Genomic DNA, 13,144 nt, shown 5'->3' with positions numbered 1-13,144 from the left:
CGCTCATTCCTCGGAAATAGTCTCGGCGCTGACGTTCAGTTTGCCCTTGTAGCCGGCGAGCATATTGCCAACCCTCGTCCGAAAGCTGCCTTGGATTTTCCCTTCCCATCGCAAGCGGATTTCGGATCCCGCACCGACGAGCGGCAACAGCGCTGCGACCTGGTCATCGAACTCCCTCGCCGTCACCACGACAAGCGCCTCGCCTGGTGGCGAACGGGTCCATGCGAGTGACGCCGAGTGCGGCTCGGAGCGCACATACACGATCACCCTCTTCACAAAGCTGTCTTCACTGGAAAGGTGCTGCGGAGACGGCCACCACAAGGACTCGATCTGCTCGGTCAGCATTTCGTCACGGAACAGCGCGCTCCATTCCATCAGCGCGGGTCTGATACGCGCCGGGCCGAGAAGATGGAAGTTAAGCATTCGCAATGCAAGCGGAAATAGATTTTCCGGAACCTCAGCCCATGGGTTGAAATTGATCCCCCCCATCTCAAAGCTTTTCATGACGCGCACGACCAGGCTCGTCCAGTCTTCCACCGGCACGGACACCGGATTGCGCTCGAAATAGCGTGCGGGTCCGCGCCCGGCTGCCGCGCAACAGATAAGCTCGAATTGCGTGGGCCGATTTTCTTCCAGAAGCGGCTCGCCGTTGGGCTCGAAATCAAAGTTCCGCCACGCCCGCGAGTCGAATTCCCCCCAGAACGAATAATTCAAGAGTCCGGCACAGCCTAGTCGGCAGTCTTCGCAGTATTTCGTGATGTAATCGAACGGATGGTCTAGTGCCGGAGATTCCGAGAGCGGCGTGGGCCATTCGAGCGTCACGTTCGACGCGGGAAAACGCACTCTCAATTGATTCTGAAACTCCTTCAGCGTGTATTCCACACTTCTAATATCACGAGTGCGGCTTTTCAGGCCGGTGGACAGCGCAAGCAAGCCGCGAAAGTAATCCGAATCAGGTGGGGCGGGGGCGGGATACGGCTCACCCGGCAGCACGCGACATTGCCCCAGTCCCACCGCGAGACCCAACGCGGCGCAGATCGACGGCACGCAAAGCTGTACATTGGCTTTGAACGCTTCGAGATCGGTGATATCGGTTTGCAGCTCCTCTATGCTCAGGTTCGTGAAAATGGCCTGCCTGAGGCGGTTCTGCGCCTGCTGCGCATGGCTCCAGCCGGGTGAGACGGGGATCAGGCCGAGGCGGTCGGAAAGCGTTTGATAGACCGACGTATCCGGACGATCCAGAGAGAGCACCAACGGCGAAAGCACGCGTTCGAGCCGGTCGAGATAATCAATGGAAGGCCGGGCGCGCTGGGCTATCTTGTCGAGCCGCTCGGCCATGCTTTCCGCCTTCTCCGCTTCGCCTTGCTGCGTCACGCCCGAAGCTTCGCCGAGCACCACGCCAGCGGCGTCAGGACTAGCCGTTGCTCCCGCTTGTGCGAACGGCTGGATCGTCACGTCTTCAATCACCTTGCGGAAACGGTATCGCCACGGTCCCGTTTCTTCGAGGATGGACTCCATTTCCGAGCGCACGGCGCCCAGCACTTCGCTGCGCGGCACCACGGCCCCCGGCGGCAACGGCGTCTTGGTGCCCGGCGGAGACTTGAAGCGCGGCGCCAGCGCGGCCAATTCCTTCGCGAGTTCCCGGACGATGTTGAGCAACGTCGTCCTGTCGCTTTCTATCAGCGCCTCGAAGGTCGCATCGCTTGCCTGAGCGTCAGACTGGCCGCGTCTGCTTACCTCGACGAGATTCACGCGCCCCCGAAGATAGTCGAAGAACATCGTTTCTCCGCCCGGCGAGCTCAGGTCGATCTCAGCATCGCCATTGCGCCAGCAACGCGATATGTAGTAAAGCGCGTCGATGAGGGTAAGCCGCATCTTCGGGCGTAGCGCCAGCCATTGATTGACGTCTTCGCGGCTCAAAAAGTACTCGATGGCCACCTGCAGCGTCAGGTCGATGGTGTAGAGCGGCGACTTCCGAAGGTCGCCTTGAATGACGATGTCGTTGTCGTTCATCCGTAACGCGGCGATCTCGCGGCTGAGTCCAAGCGCGTGCATCTCCGAACGGTGACGCAGGATCCACTTGAGCAGTTCCACATCGATTTCTTCAGTCACGCTGCCGGTGATGTCGAACAAATCGGTCATGTAGGCGTCGAGATCACGCGGCTCGTAGAACACGAACAGCGAATGCGAAAAGTAGGAATAGGTCTTGCCATAAGCCTGCTTGCGCTCGCCCAGGGACACGAATTCCAGATAACTCCGGTCGGTGAGAAAACAGGAGAAGACATTCTCGGTCATCAGCTTCTTGAGATAACGCACCATCGCTTCGAGCCGCCATGAAAGCTCGCCGAGCTTGTCCAGCTCATCGATGACCAGCACAGGCGCGAGTCCCGCATTCGTCAGCCGGCGCAGCAGCGTGGGCAGCACGCGGTCGAGCGTCTCGGCCCTGAGGTTGGGAATGAAAGTCAGATCGAGCTGGCGTTCGTGACTCTTCGTGGTCGATGACGAATACTTGAACGCCCACGCCGCCCCGAGCGACGTGAACGCGCCGAGCAACACGGCCATCCACGCGCTTTTCAAGCCTGCGACCGCGCCGCCCGCCACCAGCGCGCCCGACAGAATCGCGGTCAGCGGCTTGAGCACATCCTGGCCCGCCCAGGTGCTTTGCGTTTCGCTGCGCGTCTCGCTCTTTTCGCTCGATGCGTCGATATTACGTCCGCTCAGCTCGCCCGACACACGCTGATGCGCCATGCAGATTCCGTTGAGCGCAACCAGTTCCCGCGCGCCCTGATCGGAAGCCCGGGTATCGACTCGCGGATTTTGCGGCGCGCGCAGCACTCCCGAGCCCAGCGCGCCAATGCACGCGTAGAACTGGCGCAACCTCACGGCGGGAGGATTTTCCATCAGCTCGGTCTCGAACTGGGCCGCGAGTTCGAGCCAGTCGCTTTTCTCGTGCAACAGGATGGCGTCGGCGTCATCGGCAAGGCCGGTGTCCGGCGACTCCGGCTCCGGCGTCGATGCGGGCGTCGCCGCGGCCTTTGACGGGTCGGCCGCTTTGGGTGGCGGACTGGCGGCGCCGGCTTGCACTTCCGGCGGTGACTGGCCGGGCACGACATCAGGCTTGGGCCCGTCCGGCGACGCGGCGGTGTCTTCCGCTTGCGGTTTCTGCCCGAGCATCGCGGAAACATGGCGCCGGTAACTGTTGGCGAATTCCTCCATCACCGCGCGGTGCAGACACAGAACAACCTGCTCCAGCGATCGCTTTGCACGCGCTTCGAGACTGACCGGCTCGTCGGCCTTCTCTTCGGATTCCTTCTTCGACGTGACCGAGAGCACCGCCTTCGCGATTTCCTCCAGCGCCGATGCCTGGGGCGCATCGGGCGCCGGCGGTTCTTTCGTCGCGGGCGGCGGCGCTGGCTCGTCGTCGGCAAGCTCGTTGAGATCGAGGAAAAGACTCGGGCCGTGCAGAAAAACCGGCAGCGGCCGAAGTCTCGTCGCGCCCGCGTTGGCGGCCTTGACTGCTTCGTCGATGACGTCCGCGACCAGTGTCGTCTTCCCTGCGCCCCGATGCCCTGCGATGAGAAACGACCGACCGCGCGTCTGGCCATCGCAATAGCGCTTCAGTTCGTGCTCGAAGATGCGACGCGCGGGCGAATTGGCCGGCTTCGTCGATGCGATGTTCGCGGGATTGAGCGGGTCGGCCGTGATCTTCATGCGTATCGGCATGATGCGCTCCGCTCATTCGGCCTTGTGCTGCGACTTGCCCGCGTCCGCGGCGGACGGCGCGCTCGAAGCGGACGCCGCGCCCGCTTCAGACGGCTGCTTCGCGTTTTTCTGATTGAATACCGCCTCGACGCTGGTCAGGCAAAGCATCGCGGCGAACAACGCGAGCAGCCCGCCAAGCAGCAGCCGCACGAGTCCCGGTGATAGATACCAGCCCGTCGATGCGCCGCCGAAACCGCCCCAGTGCCTGCGCAAGCCGAAACGTGTCTTCTCGTCGCCGAGCGTGCGCCTGATGATGTCGAGTCCGGCGAAAGCGAAGCCGCCGGCCACGATCAGCACCGCCACCACGACGACGATGCGCAGGATGGCTTCGGCGATTCCGCCGCCGGCTTCGGCCGTCACGGGCGCGGAAGCCGGTGCGGCGCTCGCGGCTCGAAGCACCTCCACGCGGCAGAGCGACAGGAACACCAACGCGGCAAGAATGACGCGGACCACGCGCGGCGCGTAACGCAACGGGCGCGCGCGCATGCCGATGTCCCGGCCGGGCAGCGTCGTCATGGCGGCCTCCGTGGTCCCGATTTTCGTGAGTTGTGCGCATGTCCGCACGTCCGCGCGGACATGCGTTGTCGCGGCGAATGCCTTCTGAGTGTAGTCGCTGCGCGCGCGCTTTCAAGCCGACGCGACCAAAGGCACGTCGACGGTTCATTCCACTCGTCGAAATCCGCGCTCGATGCGTATCCCGTGCCGCTTCATCTTCGCGTAGAGCGCGGGCTTCGACACTTGCAGCAGCTTCGCGCAGTTCGTCACGTTGAAGCTGCACGCTTCGAGCGCGGCCTGTATCGCGACGCGCTCCGCCTCTTTCAGCGATACCGGCGTATCGCGACGTTGCATCGCCGCCCCGCTCGTCTGCGATACCGATGCGCCACCGAGCAGCGAGGCCACATCCGCGATACGCTCGCCTTCGTTGAAGTTGACGATCTTCTCGACGAGGTTCTCCATCTCGCGCACGTTGCCCGGCCAGTCGTGCGCTTCGAGCTGCCGCAACGCGTGCTCGACGATTTCCGGCGTCGGCTTGTGCATGCGCGTGCAGTACCGGTCGAGAAAGAACGAGGTCATCGCGCGTATGTCTTCGCGGCGCTCGCGCAATGGCGGAATCGTGATCTCGATCACGTTGCAGCGATAGTACAGGTCCTCGCGAAAGGTCTTTGCGAGCACCATCGACGCGAGGTCGCGATTGCTCGCGCAGATGATGCGCACGTCCACCGGAATGCCGCGCGTGTCGCCGATGCGCGTGACTTCGCGTTCCTGCAATACGCGCAAAAGCTTCGCCTGCACGTCGATGGGCAGCTCCGAGATTTCGTCGAGAAACACCGTGCCGCCATCCGCGGATTCGAACTTGCCCGGCCGCCCCTCGCGCGCCGCGCCCGTGAAGCTGCCGGGCGCGTGACCGAAGAGCTCGCTTTCGATCAGCGCATGCGGCAGCGCCGCGCAATTGATCGCGATGAACGACTGGCCGGCGCGTGCGCTCGCGTTGTGAATGGCCTGCGCGAAGACTTCCTTGCCGACGCCGCTCTCGCCCGACAACAAGACGTTCGAAGCGCCGCGCGCCGCTTTCCTCGCGGCATCGAGCGCACGTTTGAGGCCCGCGCTCGAACCGATCACGCTGTCGAAAGTGAAGCGCGCATGGTTGCCCGCGTAACGCCCGGCCATCTTGCGCACGCGCCGCATCTCGCGAAACGTATTGACGACGGACACCACTTCGCCGCAGCGGTTCTTGATCGGAATGGCGGTATCGAGCAAATGCAGGTGACGCGCGGGCGAATCGATGATGAGTTCGCGATCGACATAGCCCACGCCCGTGCGATAGATCGCCCCGATGATCGGCTCGAAGTCGATCACCTCATTGAGCGTCTTGCCGATGCTCGTCTTCGGATCGATGCCGAGAATGCGTCCCGCGACCGAATTGACGTGCCGCAGCACATGGCCCTGCCCGATCACCATCAGCCCGTCGCCGATATGATCGATGATCGCGCGCTGCTCCTCGACAAGCGTGTCGTAGGCGGCGAGATCGAAGGCGCTGTGCAGGAGGACATCGAGCGTTGCGCCCAGTAGCGAAACCCACGCGGCCGTCGAAGTATCGACCGATGAAGGCGCGCACAACGCGATGAGGAACACACGCCGGCCGCGCGCGTCGACGCGCAACGCGAAGGCCTGCGCCACCGATGCGGCCGCGCCTTGCGGCTTGAGGGCGACGCAGCGCCCGTCCGAGGCCACCGTGGCCGCTTCGGCGAGCGCGGCGAGCTGCACGGCGGGACAGCGCGCGAAGAACGCATCGAGCACGGCATCGGCGATCTGCTCGACGCCTTCCAGCACATGACCGCCGCGGTCGAGCGTGAAGATACACGCGTGTGCTTCGCGCGCCGCGAGACGGCGCGCATTGCGCCAGCGGTCGGACGCGAGCGCGCTTTCCAGCGTGGCGATGTCGGGATCGGGCGCGACGACGGTGGCCATGTCTAACCTGCGAGCGGTCGGGCGATGGCTTCGAATATAGCAGGACAAAATCCCGCTACCGCGCGCCGCGCCATATCCACTAATCCTTTTGCGCGATGGCCGTCAGCGCGCCGCCGTTCAGCCTGTACACCGTCACCGGCGCATCGATCCAGTCGCCGTTCGAATCGAACTTCACGGGGCCGAGAATGCTCGTGAACGACTGCTCGCGCAGCGTCTTCACGAACACCTCCGGCTTCGCCGAGCCCGCCTTCTGCATCGCGTCCGCGACCACGAGGGTTGCGGCGTAGAACGCGGGCGCGTATGTATCGACATCGGCGCTGAACGTGCTCTTGAACTTCGCGCGGAAGGTCTTGCCGTCGGGAAGCGTATCGAGCGGCGCGCCGCCCTGCGCGCAGAACATGCGCTTGTCCGCGACGCCCGCCGAGAGCTTGTCGAACTCAGGCGAACAGATGCCGTCGCCGCCCACGATCGTCGCATTCACGCCCAGCTCGCCCATCTGCCGCGCGAGCGTCGCGGCCTGCGCATAGTAGCCGCCGTAGAACACGACCTGCGGATTGCGCGACTTGATCTGCGTGAGAATGGCCTTGAAGTCCGTGGCCTTGTCCGTGCTGTATTCGCGCGCGACGATCTGCAAGCCCTCCTTCTGCGCGGTCTTGATGAACACGTCGGCCACCCCCGTGCCGTATGCGGTCCTGTCATCGATGACGGCGGCGCGTTGCGCGCCGAGCACCTGCTTCGCATAGACCGCCATGCGGCCGCCCATCACGTTGTCGTTGGTGGCGAGACGAAACACATACGGATAGCCCAGGTGCGTGAGATCCGGATTCGACGACGCGCCCGTCATCATCACCACATGCGCGTCGTTGTAGATGCGCGCCGCCGGAATGCTCACGCCCGAGTTGTAATGGCCGATCACGGCGGACACGCCATCGTCCACGAGCTTCTGCGCGACATTCACGCCGACCTTCGGATCGCCCTGATCGTCCATCGAAATCAGTTCGAATTTCACGGGCTTGCCGGCAATCGTGAAGCCCTTCGCGTTCAGCTCGTCGATCGCGAGACGCACGCCGCGCTCGTCGTCCTTGCCGCTTTGCGCGGCGCTGCCCGTAAGCGGTCCCGCCACGCCGATCTTCACCACTTCCTGCGCGCTCGCGACACCGCACAGCACCGTCGCGCATGCGATGAACGTCATCGCCGTTCTCATCGGTTTCATCGTGATTCCCCAGTCGTAGTGAACGAAAGACTATCCAGAAGGTTCCTTACCGGCGACAGCGTCGCGAACTCGAAATCCGGGCGCGGCTGCCATGTGCCGAGCGTGTCCGCGCCGCGGTTGATCCACGCGACCGCCATGCCGAGCGGCTTCGCGCCGTCGATGTCGGCCCAGCTCGCGAGCGAGCAATGCAGCACATCTTGCGCGGGCAGCGCGAGCCGCTCGAGCGCGAGCGCGAAGATCGCCTGCGACGGCTTGTACGCCTGCGCCATCTCCGCCGTCGTCACATGCTCGAAGTAGCGCGTGAGCTGCGTGCGGCGCCACAGGTCGCTGTCCATGTTGGTGATCGGCATCAGCGGATAGCGCGATGCGGCCCAGTCGAGAAACGGCGCGGCGTCATCATGCGCGGGCGATGCTTCGACGAGATGCGTGAGGAACACGTCGGTAAGCTCGTCCATCGCGTGGTCGCGGCGCGCGCCGGGCCAGCGCGCGTCGAGCACGGCGGCGAGCGCTTCGCGCGCGACATCGCGATAACGCGCGTACGCCTGGCCGCGATAGAGCCGCACGTTGCGGATGTCCCAGTCGAGATAGACGTCGAACATGGGCACGTCGGTTTCGATCGACATGCGGCGCAGCACTTCCGCCATGCCGAGCGTGCCGCCGCGATCCACGTCCACGAGCGTGCCGAAGTAGTCGAAGGTCAACGCTTTCGGGCTCATCGCGCTTGCTCCTTTCTCGTGGCGAACGCTTGCACGCGAACGGCGGCGTCGGGGTCCGCGAAGGCCTCGATGGTCGCCGCGAATTCGAGTTCGAGGCTACGCGCGAGCGTGTCGGTCAGCTCCGCGGTCACCAGTCGCTTGAGACGCGCGATCGACTTGCCGGAGCGCGTCGCGATGCGCGCTGCCAGCCTCATCGCCGTGTCGAGCATCGCGTCGCGCGGCACGACGCGGTTCACCAGGCCCATTGCGAGAAGCGACTGCGCGCTCTGGCGCTCGCCGAGCAGCCACAATTCCATCGCACGCTGATGACCGACCGACTGCGGCAATAGTTGCGTGACGCCGCCCGTCACGAACTGCCCCCACTCCATCTCCGGAAAGAACGCGACCAAATCGTCAGACGCGACCACGATGTCGCAATTGAGCATCCACTCGAAGCCGCCGCCGACCGCGAAGCCATGCACCGCGCCGACCACCGGCTTCGCGTTGAACATCAGATCGCGCGTGATGCGCTGAATCCGTTCAATGTGACTGCGAATGCTCGCATCGCTCGCGCTTTGCTCGCCGAACTCCTTCAGGTCGTCGCCCGCGCAGAACGCGCGGCCCGCGCCGGTCAGCACGATCACGCGGCACGCATCGTCGTCGTTTGCGCGTTGCAGCGCGTCGTGCAGATCGTCGAGCAGCGGGCCGCTGATCGCGTTCATGCGCTCCGGCCGGTCCATCGTGACGATGCACACCGGTCCATCCATGCTTGTCTTCACGTAGCTCATGCGGGCTCCTTGTCGATCCAGCGCGTCTTGCCTTCGGTGCGCGGGAAGTGTTCGAACGGGACCATCGTGACCGCCGCGCTCGCGCCGATGCGCTCGCGCACGGCCGTCTGAATGCGCAGCGCCGCATCGTCCCAGCGTTCGACGGGCAGGCCGTGCGCGGCCTCGACCAGCATCGCGATGCGGTCATACGGACCGGGTCCTTTCAGCACGATGCGAAACATGCCCGAGGCCCATTGCGGCAACGCCTCGACCGCGAGCCGCACCGCGCCGGGAAACACATTGACGCCGCGCACGTTGAACATGTCGTCGGTGCGGCCCGTCACGCGAAAGCGCCACGCGCTGCGGCCGTCCGGGCCGGGACCGGTCGCGGTGACCGTGACGACGTCGCGCGTGCGATAGCGCACCAGAGGCTGGCATTGCTTGCGCAGATGCGTGCAGACGAGCTCGCCCGTCGCGCCTTCTTCGATGGGCAAACGCTGAAGTGTCTGCGGGTCGACGATCTCGGCGAACACGACATCCGCCGCGTGATAGAGCAGGTCGTGCGTCCACGCCGTCTGGCCGCCGAGAATGCTCAATACTTCCGACAAGCCGAAGTTCGCGTTGCGCACCGCGAAGCCCCACTTCTCTTCCATCGCGGCGCGCAGTTCGGGATTGTCGAGTCCCGCCTCGCCGCCGAACAGACCGAGCTTCAGACCGAGATCGCGCGGCGCGGGTCCGCCGGTTTCGCGCAACACCTGTTCGATCAGCGCGGGATACGAAGGCGTGCACGAGATCGCGTTGATGCCCAGGTTCAGGATCGAATCGATCAGCAGCCGCGTATTGCCGATGCCGAACGGCACGACCGTCGCTCCGGTGGCTTCGAGAATCGTGTGATCGGTGAAGCCGCCCGTCCACATGCAGTAGTTCAGGCAATGCACGACGCGATCGTCCGGCCGCAGTCCCGCTGCCCACATCGAACGCGCGCCGACGCGGGCGATGTCCTGCGCATCGCGCGCGCTGTTGGCGAGAATCAGCGGCCGGCCGGTCGTGCCCGACGTGCGATGCAGGCGCGCGATGCCGCCCTCCGCGCATGCGACGTAGTCGCCGTACGGCGACGCGCCTTCCTGACTCACGCGCAACTCGTCCTTCTCGGTGAAGGGCAGCTCCTGCAAGGTATCGAGCGTGATGTCGTCGCGCTCGATCCAGTGCGCGAGCTTGGTCCGGTAGAAGGCGGACATCGCGCGCAGATACGACCACTGCGCGGCCCACAGCGCGTCCTGATGACGGCGCACTTCGGCGGGCGCGAGCCTCTCGAACGCCTCGTCGAAAAGAACGCCGTGCATCGGGGGATTCACAGCCACGTCCATATGATTTCCTCTCGTCGGTTTCAGGTGCATTACTGGATGCGGCGGCGCTTCGCGGCGCGCGCCTCGATGACGGATCGCTCGACGATCGCGCGCGCATGGCTCGCCGTGCCGACCGGCCCGTGCGCATCCGAGGCGACGACGTCGAACCAGTACAGCGCGCCCTCGCTATCGCGGAACGTCGCGGTCGCGGATACCTCCATGCCGGGCGGCGTGGGCGCGAGATGGTTGAGATGCGTGGTGACGCCCACGGACAGTTGCCCTTCGCCGACCGAATCGCGCAGCACTTCGGCGCACGCGCGTTCGATCAGCGCAAGCAGCGCGGGCGTGGACAGGACATCGGGATACCGTTCGCCCGCGGCGCGCGCGTGTGCGGACGCGAGATCCGCGTCGGCGACGGTGTGGGTGAGCGTGGCGGCTCGGCCTGGTTCGATCATGTGCGGCTCCGGTCGGGTTCTGGAGCGCAATCAACGCAAGGGCCGGGCCAATCACGGCAAAGCCCCGTCTGGCGGGGCTTTGCGCGGTTTCGAGCGAGACCGGATCAAGAGACCGGAAAGATTCTTTCCGTTTTAAATCGAAACGGTCGTCGGGTTGCTTTACGGTGGCGGAGCTTTGCGGCGGCGTTCAATCGCCCAGCGCCACGCCTTCGCGGCGCGGATCCGCGCCGCCGGCCCAGACCTTCCGGCCGTTCGCCTGCTGCTTGCGCATGAGCGCCTGAATGCCGCTCGTCATCTCGACCTCCGCGACCTGATGACCGCGCGCCTTCAGCGCCTCGCCCAGCTCCGGCGTGACGAGTCCCTTTTCGAGCTCGGTCGGACCGTTGCGGCTGCCATAGTTGGCCATGCCGATGGCGGTCTGCACATCCATGTTCCAGTCCAGCAACGCGACAAGCGTGCGTGACACGTACTCGATGATCTGCGAGCCGCCCGGCGAGCCGAGCGTCGCGACGAGCTCACCCGATTCGCGATCGAACACGAGCGTCGGCGCCATCGAGGAGCGCGGACGCTTGCCCGCCTCGACACGATTCGCGACCGGCTTGCCGTTCTCCTCCGGCGTGAACGAAAAGTCCGTCAGCTGATTGTTGAGCATGAAGCCGTGCACCATCAGATGCGAGCCGAAATAGGATTCGATGGTGGTGGTCATCGAGATCGCGCCGCCGCGATCGTCGACCGCCACGATCTGCGAGGTCGATACGCGCATGGGCGAACGGTCCGGCGCGAATGCCGCCTGCACGCCCGACGGCATGCCGGGCTGCGCTTTCCCCATGCTCTTTTCGCCGATCAGCGCCGCGCGCTCGCCGAGATAGCGCGGATTCGTCAGCCCGGCGACATCGACCTTCACGAAGTCGGAATCGGCCACGTACAGACCGCGGTCCGCATAAGCGAGACGGTCGGCTTCGGCTACCGCATGAACCGCGTCCGCGTTGGGCTCGAACAAGGCGGGCGTGGTGACCGGCATCGGCTTGAGCGGCGCCAGCGCGTAACGCGGGTCCCTGGTCCCGAGCGCCTGGACGATGCCTAGAATCTGCGCGATCGCGATTCCGCCCGACGACGGCGGCGGCATGCCACAGATCTTCCAGCGCTGATAGTCGGTGCACACGGGCGGGCGCTCCTTCGCCTTGTAACGCGCGAGATCGGTCTCGGAGAGGCTGCCCGGGTTGGCGCTGCCGTTGACCTTCGCCACCACGTCGCGGGCGATCTGCCCGGTATAGAGCGCGTTCGGACCCTCTTGCGCGATCAGCCGCAAGGTCCGCGCGAGTTCGGGGTTGCGGATCACGGTGCCGACCGGCTTCGCGTTGCCCTGCTCATCGAGAAAATAGCGCGCCATCTCGGGCGACTTCGCCAGGAACTTGTCCTGCGAGACTTGCGTGTACAGCCGGTTCGAGACCGGGAAGCCGTTCTCGCACAACTGAATGGCCGGCTCGAAGAGCGTCGCCCACGGAAGGCGGCCATGCTGCCGCCACGCCAGTTCGAGCACGCGCAGCGCGCCCGGCGTGCCCACGGAGCGGCCGCCGATCTGCGCCTCGCTGAATTCCATCGGCTTGCCGTCGGGACGCAGAAAGAGGCGCCCGGTGGCGCCGGCGGGCGCGGTTTCGCGGCCGTCATAGGACTGCACCCGCTTGCCGTCCCAGTACATGATGAAAGCGCCGCCGCCGATGCCCGTCGCCTGCGGTTCGACCAGCGTGAGCACGGCCTGCATCGCGATGGCTGCATCGATCGCGGAACCGCCGCGCCGGAGCATGCGCCGCCCGGCCTCGCTCGCGAGCGGATTGGCCGCGGCGGCCATATGACGTTGCGCGTACACCGTCGACATGCCGCGCCGGTATCCGGACGACACTTCGGGCGCGGGCGGCAGCGCGGCAGCGGGTGGCGCGCTGGCGGGCGTTGCGCTGGCCGGTGCGGCTGGAGGCGCGGCGGACTCGGTGACTTGCGGTGAGGTCCCGCATGCGCCCGTCAGCGCGGCCAGACCGAGGATCAGCAGCGCGCGCCGGGTGAGCGGCGCGCGCGGCCGAACGGTGAGTTGAGGTGACCGGTCCATGCTTGCTCCTTTTGCACTGCCTAGGATTAGCCAATTCATGGCGCGACCGTTCACGAGCCGCGCCAGCTTCCAAAGATAGTAGGTTCTTTCAATTTTGAAAGTCCCGTTTGAGGGCCATGCGAAGCGAGAATCGCCTATTCCATCGCTCGAATGGAACGCTTCACTCATTGAATGACTACTCGATAACATTGGCAAAACGAACGATCGCTTCCATGGAACAAAGGTGGCGATATCGCAACGCGTCACTATACTTTTTAGAGGGCGGCCTCAAATCTGAAGTGCAACACCTGTTTCGTATAAGGTGTTGCGATGCACGAAAGAACTCAGTATCAACAG

9 protein-coding genes are annotated in these 13,144 nt (G+C 64.8%); all 9 read right to left on the bottom strand.

What is annotated here, in order from left to right; all coding sequences use genetic code 11:
• Positions 1-3: 3 nt before the first annotated feature.
• The 9 genes from AWB79_RS26820 to ggt all read right to left on the bottom strand — a co-directional run bounded on the left by AWB79_RS26820 (position 4) and on the right by ggt (position 12,808).
• Entirely contained in the window at positions 4-3,333 is a 3,330-nt protein-coding gene (locus tag AWB79_RS26820) for a hypothetical protein (RefSeq protein ID WP_157695855.1), read from the bottom strand.
• 402 nt (positions 3,334-3,735) lie between these two features.
• The gene (locus AWB79_RS26815) at positions 3,736-4,278 is read right to left on the bottom strand and encodes a hypothetical protein (protein WP_061170485.1); all 543 of its coding nucleotides are present in this window, start codon (positions 4,276-4,278) and stop codon (positions 3,736-3,738) included.
• 144 nt (positions 4,279-4,422) lie between these two features.
• Positions 4,423-6,231 (bottom strand): sigma-54 interaction domain-containing protein, encoded by a 1,809-nt coding sequence (locus AWB79_RS26810; protein ID WP_061170484.1) that lies wholly within the window; start codon positions 6,229-6,231, stop codon positions 4,423-4,425.
• A gap of 79 nt (positions 6,232-6,310) precedes the next feature.
• Positions 6,311-7,444: a branched-chain amino acid ABC transporter substrate-binding protein gene (locus AWB79_RS26805; RefSeq protein ID WP_061170483.1), complete on the bottom strand. Its 1,134-nt coding sequence runs from the start codon at positions 7,442-7,444 to the stop codon at positions 6,311-6,313.
• Positions 7,441-8,160, bottom strand: coding sequence for an HAD family hydrolase (locus tag AWB79_RS26800; RefSeq protein WP_061170482.1), 720 nt, complete (start codon positions 8,158-8,160; stop codon positions 7,441-7,443). Before AWB79_RS26800 ends, AWB79_RS26805 begins: the two co-directional genes overlap by 4 nt.
• Positions 8,157-8,927 (bottom strand): enoyl-CoA hydratase/isomerase family protein, encoded by a 771-nt coding sequence (locus AWB79_RS26795; protein WP_061170481.1) that lies wholly within the window; start codon positions 8,925-8,927, stop codon positions 8,157-8,159. The genes AWB79_RS26800 and AWB79_RS26795 overlap by 4 nt, the downstream gene beginning before the upstream one ends.
• Entirely contained in the window at positions 8,924-10,273 is a 1,350-nt protein-coding gene (locus tag AWB79_RS26790; protein WP_061170480.1) for a phenylacetate--CoA ligase family protein, read from the bottom strand. The genes AWB79_RS26795 and AWB79_RS26790 overlap by 4 nt, the downstream gene beginning before the upstream one ends.
• 29 nt (positions 10,274-10,302) lie before the next feature.
• Positions 10,303-10,707: a thioesterase family protein gene (locus tag AWB79_RS26785; RefSeq protein ID WP_061170479.1), complete on the bottom strand. Its 405-nt coding sequence runs from the start codon at positions 10,705-10,707 to the stop codon at positions 10,303-10,305.
• Positions 10,708-10,894: 187 nt separating this feature from the next.
• Positions 10,895-12,808 carry a gamma-glutamyltransferase gene (ggt, locus tag AWB79_RS26780; protein WP_061170478.1) on the bottom strand — a complete coding sequence of 638 codons (1,914 nt, stop codon included), beginning with the start codon at positions 12,806-12,808 and terminating at the stop codon, positions 10,895-10,897.
• Between the last annotated feature and the right edge of the window lie 336 nt (positions 12,809-13,144).

The sequence above is a fragment of the Caballeronia hypogeia genome (genome assembly GCF_001544875.2).
Lineage (GTDB): Bacteria > Pseudomonadota > Gammaproteobacteria > Burkholderiales > Burkholderiaceae > Caballeronia > Caballeronia hypogeia.
Note: the sequence above shows the minus strand (reverse complement) of the source record. Positions and strands in the feature narration are given on the sequence as shown.

What these genes read in the sequence shown, in the direction of transcription:
- ggt (WP_061170478.1), bottom strand. Translation starts at nt 12,808, where the DNA reads ATGGACCGGTCACCTCAACTCACCGTTCGGCCGCGCGCGCCGCTCACC.
- AWB79_RS26805 (WP_061170483.1), bottom strand. Translation starts at nt 7,444, where the DNA reads ATGAAACCGATGAGAACGGCGATGACGTTCATCGCATGCGCGACGGTG.
- AWB79_RS26800 (WP_061170482.1), bottom strand. Translation starts at nt 8,160, where the DNA reads ATGAGCCCGAAAGCGTTGACCTTCGACTACTTCGGCACGCTCGTGGAC.
- AWB79_RS26810 (WP_061170484.1), bottom strand. Translation starts at nt 6,231, where the DNA reads ATGGCCACCGTCGTCGCGCCCGATCCCGACATCGCCACGCTGGAAAGC.
- AWB79_RS26785 (WP_061170479.1), bottom strand. Translation starts at nt 10,707, where the DNA reads ATGATCGAACCAGGCCGAGCCGCCACGCTCACCCACACCGTCGCCGAC.
- AWB79_RS26795 (WP_061170481.1), bottom strand. Translation starts at nt 8,927, where the DNA reads ATGAGCTACGTGAAGACAAGCATGGATGGACCGGTGTGCATCGTCACG.
- AWB79_RS26815 (WP_061170485.1), bottom strand. Translation starts at nt 4,278, where the DNA reads ATGACGACGCTGCCCGGCCGGGACATCGGCATGCGCGCGCGCCCGTTG.
- AWB79_RS26790 (WP_061170480.1), bottom strand. Translation starts at nt 10,273, where the DNA reads ATGGACGTGGCTGTGAATCCCCCGATGCACGGCGTTCTTTTCGACGAG.